21 protein-coding genes and 1 tRNA gene are annotated in these 22,783 nt (G+C 63.8%); 16 read left to right on the top strand and 6 right to left on the bottom strand.

All coding sequences use genetic code 11. The features are described 5' to 3' along the window. Positions 1-7: 7 nt before the first annotated feature. Complete coding sequence (mscL, locus tag IB278_RS06790; RefSeq protein ID WP_192323031.1) at positions 8-439, bottom strand: large conductance mechanosensitive channel protein MscL; 432 nt, start codon at positions 437-439, stop codon at positions 8-10. A 111-nt stretch (positions 440-550) separates the two neighbouring features. Here mscL and IB278_RS06785 point away from each other — a divergent pair, with 111 nt between their 5' ends. The 9 genes from IB278_RS06785 to IB278_RS06745 all read left to right on the top strand — a co-directional run bounded on the left by IB278_RS06785 (position 551) and on the right by IB278_RS06745 (position 11,325). Continuing rightward, positions 551-1,243: a phosphatase PAP2 family protein gene (locus IB278_RS06785; protein ID WP_192323030.1), complete on the top strand. Its 693-nt coding sequence runs from the start codon at positions 551-553 to the stop codon at positions 1,241-1,243. A gap of 371 nt (positions 1,244-1,614) precedes the next feature. Then, entirely contained in the window at positions 1,615-2,778 is a 1,164-nt protein-coding gene (locus IB278_RS06780; RefSeq protein ID WP_192323029.1) for a polysaccharide biosynthesis/export family protein, read from the top strand. Further along, complete coding sequence (locus tag IB278_RS06775) at positions 2,775-3,230, top strand: low molecular weight protein-tyrosine-phosphatase (RefSeq protein ID WP_192323028.1); 456 nt, start codon at positions 2,775-2,777, stop codon at positions 3,228-3,230. The genes IB278_RS06780 and IB278_RS06775 overlap by 4 nt, the downstream gene beginning before the upstream one ends. Continuing rightward, positions 3,227-5,479, top strand: a complete 2,253-nt coding sequence (locus IB278_RS06770) for a polysaccharide biosynthesis tyrosine autokinase (protein WP_145741096.1) — start codon at positions 3,227-3,229, stop codon at positions 5,477-5,479. The genes IB278_RS06775 and IB278_RS06770 overlap by 4 nt, the downstream gene beginning before the upstream one ends. 342 nt (positions 5,480-5,821) lie before the next feature. Next, positions 5,822-6,535 carry a sugar transferase gene (locus IB278_RS06765; protein ID WP_192323027.1) on the top strand — a complete coding sequence of 238 codons (714 nt, stop codon included), beginning with the start codon at positions 5,822-5,824 and terminating at the stop codon, positions 6,533-6,535. 39 nt (positions 6,536-6,574) lie between these two features. Next, positions 6,575-7,723, top strand: a complete 1,149-nt coding sequence (locus IB278_RS06760) for a polysaccharide pyruvyl transferase family protein (protein ID WP_145741100.1) — start codon at positions 6,575-6,577, stop codon at positions 7,721-7,723. 11 nt (positions 7,724-7,734) lie between these two features. Further along, positions 7,735-8,802, top strand: coding sequence for a glycosyltransferase family 4 protein (locus IB278_RS06755; RefSeq protein WP_145741102.1), 1,068 nt, complete (start codon positions 7,735-7,737; stop codon positions 8,800-8,802). Then, positions 8,802-10,079, top strand: coding sequence for a hypothetical protein (locus tag IB278_RS06750; protein WP_225612778.1), 1,278 nt, complete (start codon positions 8,802-8,804; stop codon positions 10,077-10,079). The genes IB278_RS06755 and IB278_RS06750 overlap by 1 nt, the downstream gene beginning before the upstream one ends. Before the next feature lie 16 nt (positions 10,080-10,095). Next, a complete protein-coding gene (locus IB278_RS06745) occupies positions 10,096-11,325 on the top strand; it encodes a lipopolysaccharide biosynthesis protein (RefSeq protein WP_145741106.1) in 1,230 nt (409 codons plus the stop codon). A gap of 149 nt (positions 11,326-11,474) precedes the next feature. On the opposite strand, the gene IB278_RS06740 is transcribed toward IB278_RS06745, so the two are convergent. The 3 genes from IB278_RS06740 to IB278_RS06730 form a co-directional block, all read right to left on the bottom strand. After that, positions 11,475-14,564 carry a YjbH domain-containing protein gene (locus tag IB278_RS06740; RefSeq protein ID WP_192323026.1) on the bottom strand — a complete coding sequence of 1,030 codons (3,090 nt, stop codon included), beginning with the start codon at positions 14,562-14,564 and terminating at the stop codon, positions 11,475-11,477. Further along, positions 14,561-15,181 (bottom strand): YjbF family lipoprotein, encoded by a 621-nt coding sequence (locus IB278_RS06735; RefSeq protein ID WP_192323025.1) that lies wholly within the window; start codon positions 15,179-15,181, stop codon positions 14,561-14,563. The genes IB278_RS06740 and IB278_RS06735 overlap by 4 nt, the downstream gene beginning before the upstream one ends. A gap of 134 nt (positions 15,182-15,315) precedes the next feature. Beyond that, the gene (locus IB278_RS06730; protein ID WP_145741118.1) at positions 15,316-15,609 is read right to left on the bottom strand and encodes a hypothetical protein; all 294 of its coding nucleotides are present in this window, start codon (positions 15,607-15,609) and stop codon (positions 15,316-15,318) included. A gap of 283 nt (positions 15,610-15,892) precedes the next feature. Between IB278_RS06730 and petA the strand changes: the two genes are divergently transcribed. From petA to IB278_RS06700, 6 genes are all read left to right on the top strand, one after another. Further along, positions 15,893-16,510 (top strand): ubiquinol-cytochrome c reductase iron-sulfur subunit, encoded by a 618-nt coding sequence (petA, locus tag IB278_RS06725; protein WP_145741120.1) that lies wholly within the window; start codon positions 15,893-15,895, stop codon positions 16,508-16,510. 14 nt (positions 16,511-16,524) lie between these two features. After that, positions 16,525-17,961 carry a cytochrome b gene (locus IB278_RS06720; protein ID WP_145741122.1) on the top strand — a complete coding sequence of 479 codons (1,437 nt, stop codon included), beginning with the start codon at positions 16,525-16,527 and terminating at the stop codon, positions 17,959-17,961. A gap of 29 nt (positions 17,962-17,990) precedes the next feature. After that, positions 17,991-18,764: a cytochrome c1 gene (locus IB278_RS06715; protein WP_021005919.1), complete on the top strand. Its 774-nt coding sequence runs from the start codon at positions 17,991-17,993 to the stop codon at positions 18,762-18,764. A 95-nt stretch (positions 18,765-18,859) separates the two neighbouring features. Beyond that, positions 18,860-19,471 (top strand): glutathione S-transferase N-terminal domain-containing protein, encoded by a 612-nt coding sequence (locus tag IB278_RS06710; RefSeq protein ID WP_012746352.1) that lies wholly within the window; start codon positions 18,860-18,862, stop codon positions 19,469-19,471. A 30-nt stretch (positions 19,472-19,501) separates the two neighbouring features. Further along, the gene (locus IB278_RS06705) at positions 19,502-20,095 is read left to right on the top strand and encodes a ClpXP protease specificity-enhancing factor (protein WP_145741123.1); all 594 of its coding nucleotides are present in this window, start codon (positions 19,502-19,504) and stop codon (positions 20,093-20,095) included. Positions 20,096-20,175: 80 nt separating this feature from the next. After that, a tRNA-Thr gene (locus IB278_RS06700) sits at positions 20,176-20,251 on the top strand. An 86-nt stretch (positions 20,252-20,337) separates the two neighbouring features. Here the strand turns inward: IB278_RS06700 and IB278_RS06695 are convergent. Beyond that, positions 20,338-20,739, bottom strand: coding sequence for a YXWGXW repeat-containing protein (locus IB278_RS06695; protein ID WP_145741125.1), 402 nt, complete (start codon positions 20,737-20,739; stop codon positions 20,338-20,340). 160 nt (positions 20,740-20,899) lie between these two features. Here IB278_RS06695 and IB278_RS06690 point away from each other — a divergent pair, with 160 nt between their 5' ends. Beyond that, positions 20,900-21,688 (top strand): YoaK family protein, encoded by a 789-nt coding sequence (locus tag IB278_RS06690; protein WP_145741127.1) that lies wholly within the window; start codon positions 20,900-20,902, stop codon positions 21,686-21,688. Here the strand turns inward: IB278_RS06690 and IB278_RS06685 are convergent. Continuing rightward, entirely contained in the window at positions 21,663-22,676 is a 1,014-nt protein-coding gene (locus IB278_RS06685; protein ID WP_145741129.1) for an SDR family oxidoreductase, read from the bottom strand. The genes IB278_RS06690 and IB278_RS06685 overlap by 26 nt on opposite strands. Positions 22,677-22,783: the final 107 nt, after the last annotated feature.

The following is a 22,783-nucleotide window of genomic DNA, read 5'->3' as shown; positions in this document are numbered from 1 at the left end:
CGGCGGCTCAGGGGCGCTTCAGGCTGTCGCGGATTTCGCGCAGGAGGGCAATGTCCTCCGGCGGTGCCACAGGCGCCGCGGGCGCCTCCGCATGCGTCTTGCGCAGCTTGTTGATCTGCTTGACCATCATGAAGATGATGAAGGCAAGGATGACGAAGTTGACCGCGATGGTGATGAAATTGCCATAGGCCAGCACCGGCACGCCGGCCTTCTTGAGGTCGGCCAGGTTGTTGGCGACACCCGGCGGCACGGTGCCCAGTACCACGTACAGGTTCGAGAAATCCAGCTTGCCGAACACCAGCCCGACGACCGGCATGATGATGTCGGCAACGATCGAATCGACGATCTTCCCGAATGCCGCGCCAATGATCACGCCGACTGCGAGATCGATCACGTTGCCCTTGACGGCAAATTCCTTGAACTCACTGAGGATGCTCATGATTTCAATATGCTCCAGGAGCGCTGGTGTTGAAGGTGCCGCAAGTATGCCTTCGGAACGGCTCCGGCCGGCGATGGCGCACCAATAGAAAAGCGCACATATTTCACGTTAATGAATAATTTCTGGTTAATTGCCACCGGCTTCGGTGACAGCGGCTTCCTGTTGCCCACTGCATTGGGAATTGCAATTTGGCTTGCAATCGACCGCAGCACGCGCCCGGCGGCGGTGCGATGGGCGCTGCTATTCGGCGGTTGCGGTTTCATCGTGATGCTGTCCAAGCTCCTCTTCATGGGCTGGGGCATTGGCAGCGCCCATTTTGATTTCATCGGCTTCAGCGGGCATACCGCGCTGGCAACCAGCGTCTGGCCGGTCGTTTTCTGGCTGGCGGCGCGGCGGCGCGCACCAAACGTGCGCATGGTGGCTGCGGTATCGGGATGGGTATGGGGCGCCTTCATTGGTGTGTCGCGCCTGGCCCTCGAAGTTCACTCCACCGCAGAGGTCGTCACGGGGGCGATGCTTGGAACAGTTGTAAGCGCAAGCTTTTTGCTGTTGCATTGGCACCAGTCGATGTCGGTCAAAACACCACGCTGGCTCGCCTGGGCGATGGCGCTGCCGCTCCTCTTTTTCATAGTGGGGCGGCCTGCACCCACACAGGACGCGCTGGAGGCCCTCGCAGCGTGGATGGCGGGCATCGAGCGCCCTTTCACCCGAGCCGATCTCCTGCAGAACCGCAGGGCCGTGCGTCAGCCTGCCAAAAGCACACAGTTTCTTACAAAAGAGCAAAGCTTTTCGGCGGGCGATTGACGCGGAAGATTTGTGGTCGGAGCGCCACAATTGCTCCGCGCAACCAGTTAATTGATAGTTCACATTTGCAAACTGCAAGACACAGCTGAAAGCGTGTCATCGAAGCCCCTTTTCCCAATGAAAGAGGCGCTTCAGACATTGATTCCCGAGATAACCCCATCGAGTCCCGGGTTAATCCGCATATAGACACATTTTTTGCATCTATTGAACGGAAAAGGGTCAATGTGCGGGCAGCGACAATTCGTTCCGGCCCGCCTGTCCACGATGCGCGGGCTTTGCTTTGACAAACCGCGGCAAAAAAAGTCCCGCCCAATATCAACTGGGCTCGGGCCTTGCATATGAATCGCGGCTGCTGAAAACCAATTTGTGCAATGGGGATCAATTTGACACGCTTCGTGAACCCGAAGGGGTGGGGTTTTGCCCTAATGGGCGCGTTATTGCTGCAGGGCTGCGCACCGGGCTTCAATTCCGTGGGCGCCTACGAGGCGGACCAGAGCCTGCCGCCGGAGTTCCAGTACCTGCCGGCCGATGGTGCGCCGGATGGCGTCATCACGTCCATTTCGCCGGCCTTGATCCGCACGATGGCCGAGTCTCAGCCGGCAGCGGTTCCTGCGGAGGTGAAGGCGCTTTTCGGCGAATCGCCGGTCTACACCATCGGCCCGGGCGACGTCGTGGGCGTGATCGTCTATGACCATCCGGAACTGCTGCCGAATGCCGGTGCGGTGATCACGCAGCAGGCAGACCCGACGGGCATCAGCGTGGCGCCCGGCTTCATCGTCGGCGCGGACGGGCAGATCACGTTCCCCTATATCGGCCGCGTCAAGCTCCAGGGGCTGACCGAAATCGAGGCCTCCGACCTCATCGCGGACCGCATCGCCACCTATATCAAGGCGCCGCAGGTCACGGTGCGCATCCAGTCCTTCCGAAGCCGCCGCGCCTTCGTCGAGGGCGAAGTGCGAAACCCGGGGCTGCAGATCTTCACCGACGTGCCGATGACGCTGGCCGAAGCCCTCAGCCGGGCCGGCGGCATCACCGCCAATGGCGACCGCTCGTTCGTGACGCTCACGCGCGGCGACAAGACCACGCTCATCAACCTGCCCAACCTGCAGGACCTGGGCGCGGACGCGAGCAGGATTCCGCTGCGCAACGGCGACGTGGTCCAGGTGCGGCACCGCGACGAGAGCAAGGTGTTCGTGATGGGCGAAATTGCCCGTCCGTCGGCGCTGCTCATGCACAACGGGCGGCTCAGCCTCAATGAGGCGCTGGGCGAGGCCGGCGGCCCCAGCCTGACTTCGGCCAACACGGGCCAGATCTACGTCATCCGCAACAACGCGCGGGGCTTGCCGGCCATCTTCCACCTGAATGCCAAGAATCCGGCCGCGCTGGGCCTGGCCGAACGCTTCCCCCTGCAGCCGCGCGACGTCGTCTACATCGATTCGGTGCCGCTGGTTACCTGGAACCGCCTGGCCAGCCTGATCCTGCCGGCCGCGCAAGTGATCAACGCCGGCGACGAAGTCTGGAGCCGCCACAGATGAAATCGGTCCTGACAGTCTGCATCGGCAACATCTGCCGCAGCCCGATGGCGGAAGGCATCCTGGCCGCGGGCCTGCCGCATCTTCGCGTGGTGTCGGCCGGCACCGGCGCTCTCGTGGGCAAGCCGGCCGACGCGATGGCGCAGAAGCTCATGCAGGAGCGCGGCATCGACATTTCCGGCCACCTGGCGCAGCAGGTGAACCAGATGCTGTGCCGGCAGGCGGACCTGATCCTTGTCATGGACATGGCGCAGCGCCGCCATCTCGAGTCGGCCTACCCCTTCGTGCGCGGCAAGGTCTTTCGCATCGCCGAGGCCGCCAAGCAGGACGTGCCCGATCCCTACAAACGGGACGAGGCGGCCTTCGAGCATGCCCTGGCGCTCATCGACGTGGGAGCCAGGACATGGATCGACCGCATTTTGAAAATTACAAAACCTGAGCAGCAACCGACATGAACGCACCCCAGCAAGCCGCCCTGCCGATGCCCGCGCTGGAAGAGGAGAACGACGGGTTCAACTTCGTCGAGTACCTGGACATCCTGATCGACCACCGGTGGTTCATTGCCGTCGTGGTTGCCGTGGCCTTGCTGCTCGGCGCGGCCTACGCCCTTTTTGGGCAGCCGATGTACGAAACCAATGTGGCCGTGCAGGTCGAGGATTCCGGCAATTCGGCAGGCAGCTTCCTGGGCGATGCGGCGTCGTCGCTGCTGAGCGTGAAGACGCCGGCCGCGGGCGAGATCGAAATCATCAAGTCGCGCGCCATCCTCGGTCAGGCGGTGGAGAACACCAAGCTGTACATCAGCGCGCAGCCGCGCTATGCCCCCATCGTGGGCAGTTGGCTCGCGCGGCGCGCCACCGAGCTGTCGGACCCGGGCTTCATGGGGCTTTCCGGCTACGTGACCGGGGCCGAGGCGATCATGGTTCCGCAGTTCGACGTGCCCGCGGATCTCGAAGCGAAGCAATTCATGCTGACTCTCGGGCCGGACAACCGCTACGAGCTGCTCGTTCCCAACGTCGACACCCCGCTCAAGGGCACCGTCGGAACCCCGCTCGTGGCCAACGTTCCGGGCGGCAGCCTCCGGCTGCTGGTCAGCTCCGTCAGCGCCAAGCCCGGCGCGCAGTTCCAGCTGGTCCGCAATTCCAGGCAACTGGCGCTGCTGTCGCTGCAGGACAACCTCAAGGTCGTCGAAAAAGGCAAGCAGTCCGGCGTTCTCGACGTCAGCCTGAAAAGCCCGAATCCGGAAAAGCTGACGCAGCTGCTCAATGAAATCGGGCGGCTCTATGTCCGCCAGAACATCGAGCGCAAGGCTGCCGAGGCCGAAAAGACCCTGGGCTTCCTGGACACCGCGCTGCCGCAATTCAAGAAGCAGCTCGAGCAGTCCGAAGACCTCTACAACCGCTATCGAAACGAGAACGGCACCGTCAGCCTCGATGACGAGGCCAAGAACGCGCTGGCCCAGACGGTCGACCTGCAATCCAAGCTGCTCGAAGCCGAACAGAAGCGGCGGGAACTTTCGGCACGCTTCACCGACAAGCACCCGAATCTCCAGACGCTGGACGCGCAGATTTCGGCCTGGCGCAGCCAGATCTCGGCGGTCGATTCGCGCATCCGGAAGATGCCGCTGCTGCAGCAGAACACCGTTCAGATGCAGCGCGACATCAAGGTCAACACCGACCTCTACGTGTCGCTCCTGAACAGCTCGCTGCAGATGCGGCTGGCCAAGGAGGGCAAGGTCGGCAACGTGCGCCTGCTGGACGATGCCATCCTCCCCGAGGAGCCGGTCTGGCCCAAGCGGCCGCTGGTCATCGCCCTGGCCCTGCTGCTGGGCCTGGGGGCCGGCGTCGTGCTCGCGATTGCCAAGAACTCGCTGTTCGGCGGCATCCGCAATCCGAGCGAGATCGAGATGCACACGGGCCTCAACGTGTACAGCAGCATTCCGTTGAGCCCGGCCCAGCGGACGATCGACAAGAACATCGAGACCAAGGCGCCGGGGATGCACGTTCTTGCCCTCCAGCAATCGGAGGATCCCGCGGTCGAAAGCCTGCGCAGCCTGCGGACCGCATTGCAGTTCGCCATGCTGGAAGCGCCCAACAACCGCCTGCTCATTTCCGGCGCGACGCCGGGAGTCGGGAAGACCTTTGTCTCGGTCAATTTCGCGGCCATCACCGCGGCCTCGGGAAAGAAGGTCCTGCTGATCGACGCCGACCTGCGCAAGGGCCGGGTCAATCAATTCTTCTCCCTTTCCCGCTCGTCGGGCCTTTCGGAATTGATTGCCGGCACGCTGGACACGGAAAAAGCCATTCGCTCGTCGATCCTGCCGAACCTGGACGTCATGACGACCGGGGTGCTGCCGCCCAATCCGGCGGAATTGCTCATGAGCGATTCTTTTTCCCAGATCCTGGAAAAGCTTTCGCCGGATTACGACCTTGTGATTATTGATACGGCGCCAGTGCTGGTGGCAGCGGACACCGCATCGGTGGCCCCGCTCGCGGGCTCTCTTCTCCTCGTGGCCCGGGCGGAAAAGACGCACCTGGGCGAATTGAACGAAAGCGTCAGAAGGCTGGCGCACGCGGGCTGCTCGGCCAATGGCGTAATTTTGAATGCTATGGACTTATCCCGGCGCCATGCGGGAAGCAGCAGCTACAAATACGGCGGTTACCGTTACACACACTATAAATACAAAAACAACAGGGATACCACCTAGTCTGGCCGATGGTTTCTGAGAAAATTAAGTGACATTGTGATAATTATCACATCACGCACTAAATCGGTGCCTTCAATCAAACGCTAATAACAAAGGACTAGAGACAAGTGTGTCGCTCTTTTGTATTACGTATTTGGATCGCTCGGCCTGCGCATTGATTTTTCTGCGCTGCAACCTTCACGGCTTCCGTGCAAGGCCGTATTGGCCTGAAAACCAAGCCGCCACGTATCACTGAACCCGAAAGGGACAAGCACCTGCTTGTAAGACGAAAGGTTCTCCTGCAATGAGAGTTCTCAAGCTGCAAATTTGCCTCCGCTTCCAATGTGAGAAGGGCGCATTCCTATGACGAATTTCCGCCATGAAGAGTCGATGGCACCCGCAGGCGACGAAGCGATCGGCGCCATTGCGAATGACATCGCATGGACGAGGGTGCAGCATCCCGCGATGCTGCGCGCCGGGAAAAGAGCGGTGGACGTTGCCGCTGCGCTGTTCTTTTTCTGCGCCTTCGGCTGGCTTTACGTCCTGATCGCCCTGGGCGTGTTCATCACTTCCGGAGCGCCTGTCCTGTATTCCCAGCCGCGCTTCGGGCGGGGAGGGCGCGTATTCAAGTTCTACAAGTTCCGCTCGATGCTGCCGAACTCCGCCCAGATCCTCGAGGAGCATTTGCGGAACGACCCGGTCGCGCGCCAGCAGTGGGACGATTATCAAAAGCTCGAAAACGACCCACGCATCACGCGCTTCGGCAAGTTCATCCGCAAGACCAGCCTGGACGAGCTGCCGCAGTTCTGGAATGTGCTCGTGGGCGACATGAGCCTGGTCGGACCCCGGCCGTGCATGCTCGACCAGAAGGTCCTGTACGGGGCGGACTGGTCGTTCTATTGCGCCGTCCGGCCCGGCATCACGGGCCTGTGGCAGGTCAGCGGGCGCAACCAGCTGAGCTACAAGAAACGCGTGGCGCTGGATGTCGCCTACGTCGAGACGCTCTCGGTCGGCCGGGACATCGGCATCTTCATCAGGACCATCTGGGTGGTCGCCGTGGGCCACGGCTCGCGATGAGCGGCCTGGCTTCGAAGGCAATCGAGCTTTGATTCACAGATGAAAAAGATCCTTATCTGCGCCGTGCCCTTCAGCGACAACCTGGGCGACGGAGTCATCGCGGCTTCCCTGGCTCATATTGCGGGCCTGAAGTATCCGCAGGCCAGGGTCGAATTCCTGGACATTGCCGGCCGGCTCGGCTTCGAGGAGGAAAACCTGCGTGGCGGCGGCGCATTCCGGCTCTTTGCGAAGCTGCCTTCGTTCATCAGGTCGGTGATCGTGTTCCTGTATTGCCTCAAAGGCTATTTTCTCGGCTGGCGGAAAAACTGGAAGGCCGCGGTGGACGACGCGGACCTGATCGTCATTGGCGGCGGCCAGCTGTTTTGCGACGTGGCGCTCAATTTTCCGGCAAAGCTGTTTCTCCTGAGCAGGCTGCTGCGTGGAAAGAAGGTGGTGGTCCTGTCGGTCGGGGTGACGGCGAAATGGTCTTTTCTCGGGCGCTTTCTCGTCGGGCGATTCCTGAAAAATGCGAGGCCCGCCTTCTACGCCACGCGCGACCAGGAATCGGCCAGCAACCTGCACAATTACTTCCGAATTCCGAGAAGCGACATACAGGTCGTGCCGGACCCGGCGCTCATTTGTGCCGACGCTTTTTCGGAAGAGCTTTCGCCGGAAAAAAACTGGGACATCGGAATTTGCGTCAGTAGCCTCGATGCCCTGGTCATGAATTCCGAATACGAAGGCTCCAATTCAACGCAGTCAGCCAAGTTTTTTGCCGCCCTGGCCGAATCATTGCGGGCCGAGGGAAAGCGGGTGCTTTATTTCACGAACGGCGCCTCCGAAGACAACAAGGTCCTGGAAGAAATTTCTTCGACCTCCGATGCGCCGAAATCGATTTTTCTCGTTCCCCGGCACCCGGACGAACTCGTTGCCTTGATCAGCGCGTGCTCGTGCATCGTGGCCCACCGGCTGCACGCGAATATCGTGGCCTACGGTTTGAACATTCCGTCCATAGGAATGAATTGGGACAAGAAGGTGGAGTCGTTTTTCGAACTGACCGGCAGAAAGCGCTACCTCTTCGACTTGTCGCCCCGGGTCGAAAAGCTCGGTACCTCGGTGCTGGGCCTGCTCGATGACCGGCACCCGGACCGGAAAGCGCTCGACGCATTGAGAAGCCAGGTGGTGGCCGGTATCCATGCATTGATCTGATGGGCACCTCTATGAAGATATTGCACGTTGCCGAAACGCTCAAGGGCGGGCTCGAAACCTATCTTCGGCTGGTTTCGGGTTTTCAGCAGAACTCTCCGGTGATCAGCCAGGCCAAGTTCATATTGCCCGGCCCGGTGGAGTGGCTGAATTCCCAGGACACGCATGTGGTTCCCACGGCCCGCAGTCCTCTTGCCCTTGCGAGCTACGCCGCCGAGATCAAGAAAATCATCCGTTCGGAGCGCCCCGCGGTTCTTCACCTGCACAGCTCGATTCCGGGCGGGATCGTTCGCGCCTTGGCGCTGCTCGGCCAGGTGCCGGCCGAGACAAAGATTGTCTATTGCTCGCACGGCTGGGCTTTCGACCAGGTCGGGCCCGCGTACAAGAAGTCGATCTATCGATGGATCGAATGGCTGCTTTCCCATTGGAGCGACGCGATCATCTGCATCAGCGGCCACGAGTTCCGTGTTGCCGAGAAATTCGGCATCAAGCGGTGCAAGTGCATTCCGAACGGAATTCAGCCCATCGCTCCCATTTCGGAAAACACGGTGGCTCCCAAGGTCCCGGCACGGCCCCGGAGGGTTCTTTTCGTGGGGCGGCTCGACCGGCAGAAGGGCATCGACGCCTTGCTCGACGCCTATGCCCGCGTCCAGCCCGGCTTCAAGCTCGTGATCGTGGGCGGAGCCGTCAGAAACGATCTTTCCCTTGCACGCTCGAGCGAGATCGAGTTCGCCGGATGGCTCGAGAAGGACGAACTCGAAGAAGCCTACAGGTCGTGCGACGCCGTCATCGTTCCCTCCCGGTGGGAAGGCTTCGGCCTCGTCGCGGTCGAGGCGATGGCCCGGAGCAAGCCGGTTTTTGCGTCCGCCGTGGGCGGTCTCGTCGATATCGTCGAAGACAACAGGAACGGACGGCTGTTTTCGCTCGACGCACTGGACGACGTGCTGCGCGAGATCGACCGGATCTCCGATGAGGAATTGCAACGGATGGGACGTGCCGGGCGTGAGATTTTCGAGGAGAAATACACCGCCGACCGAATGAACGCCGCCATCCTGGACTTGTACAAGGAGTCGGTACAGTGATGAAGCCTTCATCTTTTTCTTCGGCGGCAGGGCGTTTGCTGAGTGCTTTCAGGCTGCTGTGCGCGTCGGCGGCGCTGGCGGCCGTGGCCTGCCCGGCGCAGGCGCGCGGCATTGCCGAACTGGGCACGGAATATCCGGTCGCGCTGAGCGTGCAGATCGACCCGGCCACCATCTCGAACGAGGACTTGAACGAGATCAGGGCATCGGGCTTCGAATTCGTGAGATTCGGCGCGCGGCCGCCGCTGAAGAGCGTCAACCCGGCATCGGTCGACTATTCGGACCTGATCAAGCGCGTGAAAAACGCCAGGCTCCAGGCGATCGTGACCTTGTTCGGGGGCCGCGAGATCTGGGGGCAGAGTCCGGCGGAAGCGGGCGAGGGGCAGCGCGAAAAACTGTTTGCCAAGTTCGCGCTCGAGTTCATGAGCGCGCACGCGGCCGATGTCGCCGTCTGGGAATTGTGGAACGAGCCCGATCACAAGACCTTCCTGAACCCGGCGCTTTTTTCGAGCTTTGAAACCGCGACCGCCGAGTTCTGCCGCAGCATCGCGCAAATGAAGACGCCGCCGAAGATCGTCATGGGATTCGGCTTTGCGAAGCTCCCTTTCAGCCCGGGCCAGGTTCCGCCGCAGCTCGAGAATGCCTTCGTGTCGGCGGCCAAGGCCGACTGCCTGACGGACATATCGATCCATCCCTACCGCTCCATTCCGGAAACCGCCATTGCGGACTATGGAAAGCTGCGCGCGAAGCTCGACCAGCAGCAGCTCGGAAAGATCGGAATCGTCGCTTCCGAATGGGGCTATGCGTCCTACCTGCCGGTCCGGGATCGCAACACCCAGGCTTCGCTGATCCTGCGGGAATACCTGACCAACGTGGCCGCGGGCATCAAGCTGCTGAATCTCTATGCCTGGCAGGACCGGGGAACCTCCGTCATTTCGAGGGAGGACAATTTCGGTCTCAAGTCGAAGGGCGGCGAGAAGAAGGAGGCCTTTTCGAGCCTCACCGAATTCCTCAGGATCGCCCGGAATTCGAAGAAAGTTTCATATCAGAGCAATGCTGGCCTGAACAAGCTGGTGCTGAGCCGCGGGAATTCCTTGCTGCACGTGGTGTGGACGCAAAGCGGCGAGCAGAACGTGCTGGTTCCGGCCGAGAAGGGGAAGAAGTGCACGCGGGTCGACTTCTTCCCGCAGGTGCGCCGCGGAAGCTGCGGCAGCCCCGTCGATGGGGGCTTTGCTGCCAAGGCCACCGACTATCCGGTCCTGCTTTCCATTTCGGATTAGGGTGAACAGGCCCAGGATGGCGTCCCTGTCCGGAATTCGAAAGCGCCTCGCAGGTCCGATCTATGCAGTTGCAGACCAGTGCATCTACAGCGCGAGCCAGCTGCTGCTGAGCTTCGCGCTGGCGCGGGCGCTGTCGCCCTCCGATTTCGGCATTGCCTCGGCGTTCCTGGCGATCGTCAGCTTCCAGTACATCGTGCATACCGCAGTGGTGCACGAGCCGCTGCTGATCAAGCGCTATTACGCGGGCCGATCCGCCGCCTGGTGGAGCTGGGCGCTCGTGTTGGCGGTCTCCATTGCCGGCTTCCTGGCCTGGCAGTTCACGAGTTTTCCGGGCCCGCTGAGCTGGGCCGGCGTGGCCCTGATTGCGGGCTATGAAATATTCTGGATTTCCCGGAGCATCCTGCTCGTGGGACGCCGCTACCTGGTGCTCTGTGCATCCGGCGTGCTGATCTGCATTGGATACGTGGGGGTCCTGATCGGCCTGAAGCCTGCCTCATGGACGCAGGCGCTGCTGTGGATTGCCGTCATCCAGCTGCCCTTTGCCTTCCTGGTGGCGATGAGCCTGCGCCATGTGGTGGCGCCGCTGCCGGCCGCGGCCAACGCCCAGGCCCTGACGCTCGGGGAAGCCGCCAGCTACGGCTGGAAGGCCAGCCTTTCGCAGCTCATGAGCTGGATCATGACGGGAGGCGCCATCCTGCTGCTGGGTTCCTCCGCGGACTCGGCGCAGGGCGGGCTGCTGAAGATCTACATCACCTTCCTGCTGCCGATGCAGTACGTGCTGCTTGCGCTGGGCTACTACATCCTGCCAAGGCTGGCGGCCAGCTGGACATCCGATCGGCGCAGGGACGCCTTTCGCCTGTTCGTCAAGTTCGTCGTCTTCGGTTTCGTGGTGGCCGAGATCGGCGGAGTCCTCCTGGGCCTGCTGGGCCCGTACCTCGTGGTCCTGGCCTTCGGCAAGAACTACGGCGGAATGGATTTTTCGCCGTTCTTCTACGCGCCCGCCATCTTCGGCCTGACGATGTGCCTGCGCACGGGTTTCAGGGCCGCCGGCCGGCCTGGTGCGCTTCTGTGGTGCTCGATCTTCGGTGCGCTGGTGTTCGCTGCGGCCATGCTCGCGGCCAGGCCGCCGATTTCCTACATCCAGACCATCAACGCCATGACGCTGGGCTTTGCCTGCATGGCGGCCATGATGATGGCCTGGCTGTTCTTCATCATGCGCGGCGCCGCTGCGGCGCCGGCCCGCTGAGCCGGCAACGCATGAAAACGGTTCAGCACTAGTTCAGGCTCAGCCCTGGTTCGGAAACACCGCGGAACCGGCTCTGCCGGGCCGCTGGTGTGGCCCCCTTGAGGGGGGGAGTCGAGCGATACGAAGCGAGCGAGGGGCGGGGGTGGGTCCTACCGCCGCTCGAAGTTCAGGATGTTGTCGCCCGTGCGCGGCGTGCCGCTGTCCGGCGGTGCGAACTTGTAGGCGCTCGGGTCGCGGGCCGAGGTCATCTCGTAGAGCGGGTGGATCCGGCCGAGCCGCGCACCGCCGTCGCGCACCAGCGGTGCCCAGGCGAAGTTGGCGGTGAACTTGTTCGAACGCGGCAGCAGCGCGTCGAAGGGCACGGAAAGATAGATGCCCTTGTCGAAGCTGCCTTCGCCGAACTGCCTGGCCGAAACGTTGGTCTTGGTGGCATAGGCGCCGAGCACCACGCCGTTGTTGAAGCGGCGGCTGATGTCGATGGTGACGCCGCGGTCGCCCGCCAGGTACTGGCCCGCGCTGATCTTGGCCAGCACGCCGTTCCAGCCGGTGTCCCAGTAGAGCGTGGCGTGGCCGGTGTTCACCTTGTAGTCGCGCAGGCCGAAGTCCTGTTCGAAGTCGCGCTGGCGCACGTGGTTGAAGTCGACGCCGAAGGCGATCCGGCTGCGCCATGGCCGGTAGAGCCACTCCGCGCCGACGCCCGCATACATGGCTTCCAGTGCACCGCCGTACACGCTGTAGTACTGGTTGTCGGAAAGCCTGCCCACGTGCGTCAGCTGGAGCACCGGCATGGTCAGCCGCTTGGCCGTGACGTACTCGCGCTGGAGGGTTCGCACGCGGGGCAGGTTGCTGCCCGCCGTGTAGGTGAACTTGTCGAAGTTGTCGACCAGGCGCAGGTTCAGCGCGCCGTTGACCCAGGTGCTGGGCGTGAAGCGGTATTCCGCCACCGCCTGCACGCCGATCTGGTAGAGCAGGAATGCGTTGGGCCCGCCGAGGATCTGGCCGAGGCTGGGCGTGAGGCCGATGCTGAACTTGTCGCTGCGGCGCTCCCACGGGCCAAGGGCCTTGTTGTCAGCCGTGGCGGAGGAGGAGGCTGCGGATGCGGCCGCAATGTTGGCGCTGCTGCCCGGTGGAACGAAGGTGGCCGGATCGCCCGAGCCCACGGGCGGGGGCGCATAGTCGCGCTGGCTGGCCGCGCGAACCTCGCCGGGCGTCTGCGCCTGGTAGTGCGCCGTCACCCATTCGTTGCGGTTGACCACTTGCGCGTGCATCGGCAGGCCCCGCTCCGAATAGTGGAGCACGAAGTTCTTGATCGAGGCCGGGGCATCGCGATGCAGCACGGCAATGATCTTCTCGACCCGCACATCCCGGTAGACGGTGGCGCTTTCGGTGATCCACACATGCAGCATCTGGCCTTGCGGCGCGATGCGCTGGATGGTCCAGTCGGTGCGGCTTTCGATGTCGGCCGCGGTGGCTGCCCAGCCCGGCGAAGCGGCGGGCGGGTCCGGCGAAAAGCTCGGCGCCGGCGGGTCTGCCGCCTTGGGCATCTGCATCGTGGCCAGGTTGGTCTGCAGCGTGACGCCCAGCATCACCTTGTTGCCGCGTTCGAAACCGGCCGAGAAAGTCACGCCGGGCGAGTAGCGGTACTCCAGGCCGATGTTGAACGGGGAGCGCTGCCGCTGGGGGTTCTCGAGCGGCTCGTTCTTGTAGTCGTTGCCGTCGTATTCGAGCTTGAGCGTCAGCGGATCCCAGGGCGTGCGCCATTGGACGCCGCCAAAGAGCGCGGCGGGTCCGCGAAAGAGCCGGCCGAAGTTGGCACCGCCCCAGGTCGTCTCGCTCACGCGGGTCTTGAAGCGGCTGCTCAGCAAGCCGAAAGGGTTGCTGATGTTGCCGCTGCTCCCCAGGTAGCCCCAGCCGATGCCGAGGCTGAAATCCAGGTCGCCGTGGCGCTTGCTTGCCACCAGGTACTCGGACGAAAAGAGGCCGGTGCCGCCGATGTCGCGAAAGCCCAGGGCCACCTCGGGCAGGTAGGCCGACTCCTTCCACAGCCGCGCCTTCAGGTCGATGCTCTTGTCCTTGTAGCCCTGGTTGCTGAGGCCGATGCCGTAGATCCGGTTGCTGATGGAGGTGTAGCGAAAGCCCGCTTCCAGCCAATCCAGCGGCTGGAACATGACGTTCAGCCGCGTGTAGGGCGAGACATGCGTGAGCGAGGTCCGCATGTCGCCGGCCTGGCCCATGCGGGCCGTGGGCGTCTGCAGCAGGCCGGTTTCGCCCCAGTCGTTGCCGCTCGTCTGGAGCGCGCGGTATTGCGGTGCCGCCTCGGGGCGCACGGAAATGGCGGTCGACGGCGCCGGCGCGGCGGGGGCCGGCGGTACGTCGGGCAAGGCCGGCAGGGCGGGTGCAGCGGGTGCGGTGATGGCGGCGGCCGGTACGGCCGCACCAGCCGAAGGCTGCAGGATCGCGCCGCCTTGCGGCGAAGGCCCTTGCGTGGCCAGAAACTTGATGATGCCCTCGGAGATCGCCTCCAGGTCGTCCATGCCGCGCGGCGCGGCCCAGATCCATGCGCCCGGCGCCGGCTCGTTCGAGGGATGCGCATTCCAGTGCGCCACGCCCACGCGGGCCGTGCGTCCGTCGGGCTGGGCGACCCAGGCCCAGTCGTGCTTGCCCTCGGGGCTGCAGGCGGCAACGTAGTCCCACGCCGTGCGGCCGGGTTCGTGGGCCACCTGGCAAAGCTGCCCATCGGGCTGCAGCACCGAAATGGTCTTCAGCACGGGCGGCGGCGCAACGAGTTGCTGGCCGGCCGTCAGCACCGGATCCTCTTCCGGATGCGCCTGGAGCCAGCGCGGATCGACGATGCCGAGCGCGACGCGGCCGGTCACCGGCAGGCCCTGCAGCCAGGCCATCAGCTGCTTGCGCCGGCCCTGCTCTTCGCGCGGCACGCGCCGGCTGGCGGCATCGAGTCGCAGCAGCAGGGTGTTCTTCAGGAACTGCTGCGCCAGGCGCTCTTGCGGGATGCGCCATGCCAATCCCGGGGAAGCCGTTTCCGCCGGCTGGCGCAGCAGCCAGGCGCTCAGCCGCTCGCCGGGACGGATGTCTGCGTCGTCGGCGGGTGATTTGTTGTCGACGGGGCTGTTGCCCAAAGGCTGTGCGCCGGCGGCGCAACCCGCCGCCAGTGCGCAGGCCACCGCCGCGCGAAGAGGCCAGGGATGTCTGCCGAAGCCACGCAGGAGCGAACTGCTCATGTACCAGCGCTCGCCGCTGCGACGGGTGCTGGGGGGGGAGGCGTCCACTGCTCGAAGCTCATACACAGATCATTGGAAATACATTGCTCGGAATAGACGACCCGAGGCGCGCCGCCCGCGTGCGAAACGCCAAAGCGCGCCGGAGGCAGCGAGGCGCTCGCCGGATGCGAAACGCTGCGCTCCTCGTACCAGCGCAGCGACGCGGCAGCCGTGCCGGCCAGCGCGGTCTGCTGCGGCGCAGCAATGGGCGTCCGCACGATCTCGTCGCGAATGCCGAACCGGTAGCCCGGCATCATGTCGCGCTCGCGCTGGTAGGTCTTTTGCGCCGCGCCGTCCGCATCGCCGGTCCACGCGGGCAGGCTGGAAAAGCGCACCTCGCGCCAGTCGGTGCCGAGGCCGGTGGTTCCCACGAGGCGCCCGTCGAGCAGCCTCACGACCTCGCCGTTGCCGCTGTACCAGACCTCGACGGCACCTTCAGGGCGCTTGTCGATGTAACCGAGCACCATGAAGACCGTCTGCTCGCCGACGGCGACCCGCAAATAGCGGTAATTCGGGTTGAAAGTGGGCTGGGGTGCCGCGGCGCTGCCGCCATAGATATGCCGCGCCGTGGCCAGCATGGCCGAGGATCCGGAAGAACAGCCGCCAACGCCCAAAAGAAATGCCGACAAAAGGCAGCATTCAATAAGTCGCGTGGCCAGACCAACGCGCGGAGCCCTCAGCGACTGCCCTCCCGCGAAGAGGGCCCGCACGTTTAATTCGTGCCGGTCGTGCCTGTACCCGTGCCTGTGCCGCCGGTGCCGCCCGTGCCGCTGCCACCACCGCTGTTGCCGCCGTTGCCGCTGGCTACGGCAGCTGCCAGGCCGACGCTTGCCGCGATGCCGCCGGCTTGGCCGGCCGTGATGCGGCCGAATGCGGAATTGGTCGCGCCGGTGGCGCTGGCCGGCTGAGGACCTGGCGTCTGGACCGGCGGGGGGGTTTGGGCCAGGGCCGAAGAAATGCCCAGCGCAGCAATGAAAGTGGCGGAAATCAGGGGGGCGATTCGCATGGCAAATATCCTCTCAATTAGCAGTTAACAGTTGGGAGAAGATTAGCAGTTGGCGAAGTGTGCCGCAACTAATTTAGCCATTGAGACATCTTTTACGCGTGCAAATCGTTGTGTCGAAATGTCTTGTAAATCAGGATTAATTCATTGTTATTAATTGCCTCTTTCGCATGGTTGGGAATGGCCATTCGCGCGGCTCCCGGCCGGCCCCGTTGAATATGCGCGCAACAGCCCGCTACAATCGCCGGTTGACCCTGCTCCAGCGAAGAAGACTTAGAGGATCCCCATGAGTGACATGACCTCCGGCTCCCCCCGGATCGACACAAGCAAGCGGACGTGGTTAATCGCATCCAGCTGTGCCGGCGTAGCGGGAGGCGTGGCCACCGCGATTCCCTTTGTGAGTACGTTCCAGCCCTCCGAAAAGGCCAAGGCCGCGGGCGCTGCCGTCGAAGTGGACATCGCAGGCCTCAAGGTCGGCGAGAAGATCACCGTCGAGTGGCGCGGCAAGCCCGTCTGGATCCTCAAGCGCTCTCCCGAGCAGGTTGCCGAGCTCCCCAAGCTCGACGGCCAGCTGGCCGATCCGCTCTCCAAGCGGCACCCCGACGAATTCACCCCCAAGTACGCGCAGAACGAACACCGTTCGATCAAGCCCGACGTGCTGGTGGTGGTGGGCATCTGCACCCACCTCGGCTGCTCGCCGGTCGACCGCCTCCAGGCCGGCCCGCAGCCTTCGCTGCCGAGCGACTGGGAAGGCGGCTTCCTCTGCCCTTGCCACGGTTCCACGTTCGACCTGGCAGGCCGCGTCTTCAAGAACAAGCCCGCGCCCGACAACCTGCCTGTGCCCCCGCACATGTACCTGTCGGACACCAAGCTCCTGATCGGTGAAGACTCCAAGAAGGCCTGAGGCAGAAGAACAACATGGCTGAATTCCACGAAATTTCCCCCAACGCGCCCGCGGGCGAGAAGCTGCTCAACTGGGTCGACAACCGCTTCCCGCTGAGCAAGCTCTGGAACGACCAGTGGGGCAAGTACTACGCGCCGAAGAACTTCAACTTCTGGTACATCTTCGGCTCGCTCGCGATGCTGGTCCTCGTGATCCAGATCGTGACCGGCATCTTCCTCGTGATGCACTACAAGCCCGATGCGAACCAGGCGTTCGCATCGGTCGAGTACATCATGCGCGATGTGCCCTGGGGCTGGCTCATCCGCTACATCCACTCGACGGGCGCCTCGGCGTTCTTCATCGTGGTGTACCTGCACATGTTCCGCGGCCTCATGTACGGCAGCTACCGCAAGCCGCGCGAGCTGATCTGGGTCTTCGGCTGCGCGATCTTCCTGTGCCTGATGGCCGAGGCCTTCATGGGCTACCTGCTGCCATGGGGCCAGATGAGCTACTGGGGCGCCCAGGTGATCGTGAACCTGTTCGCGGCCATTCCGTTCGTCGGTCCTGACCTCGCGCTGCTGATCCGCGGCGACTACGTGGTGAGCGACGCCACGCTGAACCGCTTCTTCAGCTTCCACGTGATCGCCGTGCCGCTGGTGCTGCTCGGCCTGGTGGTGGCCCACCTGATCGCGCTGCACGAAGTGGGTTCCAACAACCCCGATGGCATCGAGATCAAGGCCAAGCGCGGTCCCGACGGCCATCCGCTGGACGGCATTCCGTCGCATCCGTACTACACGGTGCACGACATCTTCGGCGTGGTGGTGTTTCTCACGATCTTCTCGGCCGTGATCTTCTTCGCGCCGGAAGCGGGCGGGTACTTCCTTGAGTACAACAACTTCATCCCGGCCGATTCGCTCAAGACGCCGAACCACATTGCGCCGGTCTGGTACTTCACGCCGTTCTATTCGATGCTGCGTGCGACCACCGACGACATGGTCAACGTGTTCGCGCTGATCATCGCCGCGGCCGCCGTCCTGAACTTCATCAAGGGCAAGTCGAGCACGGCCCTGAAGATCGCGCTCGTCGTCGTGGCGGCCGTGGCCATCTTCCTGCTCAAGGCCTTCGACGCCAAGTTCTGGGGCGTGCTCGTGATGGGTGGCTCGGTCATCATCCTGTTCTTCCTGCCATGGCTCGACAAGAGCGAAGTCAAGTCGATCCGCTATCGTCCGGGCTGGCACAAGTATGTCTACGGCGTCTTCGTGTTCTTCTTCCTGATCCTGGGCTACCTGGGCATCCAGGCGCCTGGCGTCTGGGGCAGCCTGGTCATCGGTTCGTTCGCGCTCGACATCGCGCAGACCATTTCCCAGATCGGCACGCTTTTCTACTTCGGTTTCTTCCTGCTCATGCCCTGGTGGAGCAGCAAGGGCGAGTTCAAGCCCGTGCCTGAGCGCGTGACCTTCGCCGCCCATTGAGAAGCCCAAGAGAGCTCGAGAGAAACACGATGAAGAAAAGCATTTCTGGCTGGCTCGCGGTTGTGGGCCTGGCCTTGGGCCTGACCTTTTCCGCCGCCGCATCGGCCGAGTCCGGTGGCATGGCCTGGGACAAGGCGCCCAACAAGACCACCGACGTCGCCTCCCTGCAGAACGGCGCCAAGCTGTTCGTCAACTACTGCCTGAACTGCCACTCCGCGGCGTTCATGCGCTACAACCGTCTGCAGGACATCGGCATTACCGAGCAGCAGATCAAGGACAACCTCCTGTTCGCGACCGACAAGGTCGGCGAAACCATGAAGGCCAACATCGACGCGCGCCAGGCCAAGGAATGGTTCGGCACGACGCCGCCCGACCTGACCCTGGTTGCCCGCTCGCGCGCCGGCCATGGCGGCACGGGTGCGGACTACCTGTACACCTACCTGCGCACCTACTACCGCGACGACACCAAGGCCACCGGCTGGAACAATCTACTGTTCCCGAGCGTTGCCATGCCCAACCCGCTGTGGGAGCTGCAGGGCGAACGCCGTCCCGTCTACACCAAGGTGTCGCAGCATGGCCACGAGACCGAAGTGTTCAAGGGCTGGGAGCAGGTGACCCCCGGCACCATGACGCCGCTGCAGTTCGACACGGCGGTCGGCGACCTGGTGAGCTACCTGCAATGGATGGCCGAGCCCGCACAGAACACGCGCATCCGCATCGGTGTGTGGGTGCTGCTGTTCCTCGTCATGTCGTTGGTCTTCGTGTGGCGACTGAACGCCTCGTACTGGAAAGACGTCAAGTAGTTCCGTCCACGCCGACCGCGCGCCTGGTGCGTGCGGTCCCACAGAGTGGGTTGCCAACGCGACCCACTCTTTTTGATTTTTAGGAGTCTCTCGCCATGATGGTCTTGTATTCAGGAACGACCTGCCCCTTTTCCCACCGCTGCCGTTTCGTGTTGTTCGAAAAGGGCATGGACTTCGAGATCCGCGACGTCGATCTCTACAACAAGCCTGAAGACATCAGCGTGATGAACCCGTATGGCCAGGTGCCGATCCTGGTCGAGCGCGACCTCATCCTGTATGAGTCGAACATCATCAACGAGTACATCGACGAGCGCTTCCCGCATCCGCAGCTGATGCCCGGCGACCCGGTCGACCGTGCGCGCGTGCGGCTGTTCCTGCTCAACTTCGAGAAGGAACTGTTCGTGCACGTGGCTGCGCTCGAGAACCGCACCGCCAAGGGCAACGAGAAGGCGCTCGAAAAGGCGCGCTCGCACATCCGCGACCGCCTGACGCAGCTGGCGCCCGTGTTCCTCAAGAACAAGTACATGCTGGGCGACAATTTCTCGATGCTCGACGTGGCGATTGCGCCGTTGCTCTGGCGCCTCGACTACTACGGCATTGACCTCAGCAAGAACGCGGCTCCGCTTCTGAAGTACGCTGAGCGCATCTTCTCGCGCCCGGCCTACATCGAAGCGCTCACCCCGTCCGAAAAGGTCATGCGCAAGTAAAACTGCGTCAATCGTTCTTCGCCGTCTTTCATGATCAACGCGCTCGAGTCGTCCTCCACCCGCCCGTACCTCATACGGGCGCTGTACGAATGGTGCACCGACAACGGGTTTACGCCCTATGTCGCGGTGCAGGTCGACGACACCGTCCAGGTGCCGCGCGAGTACGTGAAGAACGGCGAGATCGTGCTGAACATCAGCTTCGACGCGACCAGCTCGCTCAAGCTTGGCAACGATTTCATCGAGTTCAAGGCCCGCTTCGCAGGCAGTGCGCGCGAAATCGTCGTGCCGGTGGGCCGCGTGATCGCGATCTACGCGCGCGAGAACGGGCAGGGCATGGCGTTTCCCGCGCCGGTACCTGGCGGCAGCGGCGCCGAGGGCGGGGGGCCATCTCTGGCGGCCGGCGCGCCTTCCTCGCCCCAGGGGCCTGCGCGCATGCCGCTGCGCGACGCGTCGCGCGGCACCGAAGGCGATGCCGGCAAGATCGTTCACCTGGTGACGGGTGAAGACGCGGATGAAATGGTCGATGTCGGCGACGACGCCGGCTCGCCCACTGACCCCACCGACGAGCCGCCGCGCCCGCCGGCAGGAGGCGGAAGCCGTCCGTCGCTCAAGCGTGTGAAGTAGCCGGCCGTCAGTCAACGCACAAGCGGGTCCGGGCGGTCGGCGCTGTTGTCGCCCCGCTAAAATCCCGCAGGAGAATCCGTGCCGCTTTAGCTCAGTTGGTAGAGCACCCGCCTTGTAAGCGGAAGGTCGTCAGTTCGATTCCGACAAGCGGCACCATATCGAACATACCGGAAAGCACTCGCGCTGACCGGGCAAGAAAGAAGCGGCGATCTGCCCGCTCTTTTCCATCTCTTGGCCGAAGATCAGCAGCGGCCCTTCTTGGCCTGTCCCGGCGGGCAGTGGTATCCACCGCCGCCGCCAGGATGCTCGTCGGCATGGCGGTGTTGCGGCTCTGCGCGTCGCCAGTCGCCCTCCATCCAGCGCCATCCGCCGTCGGCCTGTACCCATCGGCCCGGCGCATAGGCGTAGTCGGGCCGCGCGGCCTGCCAGTAGCCGGAGCGCCAGACGTAGGCGCGTTCGTTCCATTGCCAGTGGCCGGGCACCCACACCTGGCCGGGCCGCGGCCCTGGCATGGGTTCGTAGCGCGGTGCAGGAGGCGCCACCTGGATCAGGCCGGGCACGTTGATGTGAACCGAAACCTGCGCCGCGGCGGGCAGTGCGGACACGGCCAGCGCGGCCGCGGCCAGAAGAGCTGAGACTTTCATTGAAACCCTTGAACATGTGGACAGGTCTGCACAACGCAGACCGGCGGGAAAGTGTAATCAGCACATTCCCTGGGGTGGGGCCGGCAGCGCAGCCGTGGCCGCCGGTGCGCGCCCGTCCGCCGGTTTCGGATGCTAGAGTCGAAGTGCAAGTTGCACGCCGATGCGCAGACTACGCTTTCTCACCCACCGTCACCGGGCGCCCTCCACGAACCGGCTGCTTGGCCTGCTGCTGGCCTTCAACGCCGGCGCCGTGAATGCGGGCGGGTTCCTGGTGCTGCACATGTACACCTCGCACATGACGGGCTTCGCTTCGCAGTTCGCGGACGGGCTGGTGCTGGGCAACACCAGGCTGCTGCTCAATGCGCTGGGCGCCCTCCTTGCCTTTCTGGCGGGTGCGGCGGTCTGCGCGATTCTCGTGAACTGGGGCCGCCAGCACCAGCTGCGCAGCGTCTATGCGGTGCCGCTGCTGCTGGAGGCGGCGCTCATGTTCCCGTTCGGGTTGATGGGCGCCATCACGCTGACCTGGCCAACGCCCTTTGCCGTTCCGCTCACGGTGCTGCTGCTGTCTTTCATCATGGGGCTGCAGAACGCCGTCGGCTCCAAGACCTCCGGCGGCAGCGTCCGCACCACCCACATGACAGGCAACATCACCGATGTGGGAATGGAGCTGGGCAAGCTGTTCTACTGGAACCGGCATTCGACGCCGGCCCACGCGATGGTGCGCCACAACCGCCGCCGGATGCAGATGGCGGGGGGACTGATCGGCATGTTCGTGCTGGGCGGCATCGTCGGCGCGCTGGGTTTCAATTACATCGGCTTCGTCTGCGTGGTGCCGCTCGCGGCGCTGCTGCTGGCCGTCTCCATTCCGCCGCTCCTGGAGGACGTGCCGCGCTCCAGGCCGCTGCAGAAGCTGCTGGCGGCCTTCAGACGGCGCCCACGCTGCCCGTGACCGGCAGCACGATGCCGGTGATGTAGCTGGCGCAGCTCGGCGCGGCCAGGAACACGTAGGCAGGCGAGAGTTCTTCCGGCTGCGCGGGCCTTTGCAGGTCGGTGTTCTTGCCGAAATCCTTCACCTTCTCGGGCGGGCTGTCGGCGGGGTTCAGGGGCGTCCACACCGGCCCGGGCGCCACCGCATTCACGCGGATGCCCTTGGGCAGCAGGTTGCTGGCCAGCGACTTGGTGAAGGCATGGATCGCGCCCTTGGTGGTGGAATAGTCGAGCAGGTGCGCGCTGCCCTCCAGCCCGGTGACCGAGCCGGTATTGATGATCGAGGCGCCTTGGCCCAGGTGTGGAACTGCGGCGCGCGCCATCTGGAAGTAGCCGAAGACATTGGTCCTGAGCGTGAGTTCGAAGCGCTCGTCGGTGATGTCCTCGATGGACGCCGCATGCAGCTGGAAGGCCGCGTTGTTCACCAGGATGTCGAGCTTGCCGAAGGCCTCGATCGTCTGGTCGACCGCGTCGCGGCAGAACGCCGGATCGCAGACGTCGCCTTTGATGAGGATGCAGCGTGCGCCTTCGGCCTCCACGTGGCGCCGGGTTTCCTCGGCGTCCTCGTCTTCGTCGAGGTAGGCGATGGCGACGTCGGCGCCTTCACGGGCATAGAGCAGCGCCACGGCGCGGCCGATGCCGGAATCACCGCCCGTGACCAGCGCCGCCATGCCTTCGAGCTTGCCACTGCCCTTGTAGTGCGGCGCTTCGAAGCGCGGGCGCAGCGTCATGTCGGCTTCGAGCCCGGGCTTGCGCAAGTGCTGTGCCGGCATCGGGTTGGCCGGCTGGGAGCGCGGCCCCGCCTGTGCGGGCGGGCTGGTTTTCTTGGCGGCGGGTTTGGCGTTGTCCTTCGCGTCCTGCGTGTGCTGAACGGCCCGCTGCCTGCTGGCGGTGTGGGCGGGTCCCCGGGACTTGGCGGATTTCGCGGGTGATGCGGTGGTCGATTTCATGTTGCATGGGCTCCTGCGTATGAAAGACCACCGTAGAACGCCGGTGCGCGGCCTGCGTAGGAATCCGTCCCGAAAGCACGCCCACCGAGGCTGACCCCGGGCGTTCC

Source organism: Variovorax sp. VRV01 (assembly GCF_014852545.1).
Lineage (GTDB): Bacteria > Pseudomonadota > Gammaproteobacteria > Burkholderiales > Burkholderiaceae_C > Variovorax > Variovorax beijingensis_A.
The sequence above is the reverse complement of the archived record's forward strand: the minus strand, read 5'-3'. Positions and strand labels throughout refer to the sequence as shown.

What these genes read in the sequence shown, in the direction of transcription:
- IB278_RS06690 (WP_145741127.1), top strand. Translation starts at nt 20,900, where the DNA reads ATGCGCAGACTACGCTTTCTCACCCACCGTCACCGGGCGCCCTCCACG.
- IB278_RS06715 (WP_021005919.1), top strand. Translation starts at nt 17,991, where the DNA reads ATGAAGAAAAGCATTTCTGGCTGGCTCGCGGTTGTGGGCCTGGCCTTG.
- IB278_RS06685 (WP_145741129.1), bottom strand. Translation starts at nt 22,676, where the DNA reads ATGAAATCGACCACCGCATCACCCGCGAAATCCGCCAAGTCCCGGGGA.
- IB278_RS06705 (WP_145741123.1), top strand. Translation starts at nt 19,502, where the DNA reads ATGATCAACGCGCTCGAGTCGTCCTCCACCCGCCCGTACCTCATACGG.
- IB278_RS06770 (WP_145741096.1), top strand. Translation starts at nt 3,227, where the DNA reads ATGAACGCACCCCAGCAAGCCGCCCTGCCGATGCCCGCGCTGGAAGAG.
- IB278_RS06730 (WP_145741118.1), bottom strand. Translation starts at nt 15,609, where the DNA reads ATGCGAATCGCCCCCCTGATTTCCGCCACTTTCATTGCTGCGCTGGGC.
- IB278_RS06780 (WP_192323029.1), top strand. Translation starts at nt 1,615, where the DNA reads ATGGGGATCAATTTGACACGCTTCGTGAACCCGAAGGGGTGGGGTTTT.
- IB278_RS06760 (WP_145741100.1), top strand. Translation starts at nt 6,575, where the DNA reads ATGAAAAAGATCCTTATCTGCGCCGTGCCCTTCAGCGACAACCTGGGC.
- IB278_RS06695 (WP_145741125.1), bottom strand. Translation starts at nt 20,739, where the DNA reads ATGAAAGTCTCAGCTCTTCTGGCCGCGGCCGCGCTGGCCGTGTCCGCA.
- IB278_RS06720 (WP_145741122.1), top strand. Translation starts at nt 16,525, where the DNA reads ATGGCTGAATTCCACGAAATTTCCCCCAACGCGCCCGCGGGCGAGAAG.
- IB278_RS06745 (WP_145741106.1), top strand. Translation starts at nt 10,096, where the DNA reads ATGGCGTCCCTGTCCGGAATTCGAAAGCGCCTCGCAGGTCCGATCTAT.
- IB278_RS06755 (WP_145741102.1), top strand. Translation starts at nt 7,735, where the DNA reads ATGAAGATATTGCACGTTGCCGAAACGCTCAAGGGCGGGCTCGAAACC.
- mscL (WP_192323031.1), bottom strand. Translation starts at nt 439, where the DNA reads ATGAGCATCCTCAGTGAGTTCAAGGAATTTGCCGTCAAGGGCAACGTG.
- IB278_RS06785 (WP_192323030.1), top strand. Translation starts at nt 551, where the DNA reads ATGAATAATTTCTGGTTAATTGCCACCGGCTTCGGTGACAGCGGCTTC.
- petA (WP_145741120.1), top strand. Translation starts at nt 15,893, where the DNA reads ATGAGTGACATGACCTCCGGCTCCCCCCGGATCGACACAAGCAAGCGG.
- IB278_RS06740 (WP_192323026.1), bottom strand. Translation starts at nt 14,564, where the DNA reads ATGAGCAGTTCGCTCCTGCGTGGCTTCGGCAGACATCCCTGGCCTCTT.
- IB278_RS06710 (WP_012746352.1), top strand. Translation starts at nt 18,860, where the DNA reads ATGATGGTCTTGTATTCAGGAACGACCTGCCCCTTTTCCCACCGCTGC.
- IB278_RS06775 (WP_192323028.1), top strand. Translation starts at nt 2,775, where the DNA reads ATGAAATCGGTCCTGACAGTCTGCATCGGCAACATCTGCCGCAGCCCG.
- IB278_RS06750 (WP_225612778.1), top strand. Translation starts at nt 8,802, where the DNA reads ATGAAGCCTTCATCTTTTTCTTCGGCGGCAGGGCGTTTGCTGAGTGCT.
- IB278_RS06735 (WP_192323025.1), bottom strand. Translation starts at nt 15,181, where the DNA reads ATGCTGGCCACGGCGCGGCATATCTATGGCGGCAGCGCCGCGGCACCC.
- IB278_RS06765 (WP_192323027.1), top strand. Translation starts at nt 5,822, where the DNA reads ATGACGAATTTCCGCCATGAAGAGTCGATGGCACCCGCAGGCGACGAA.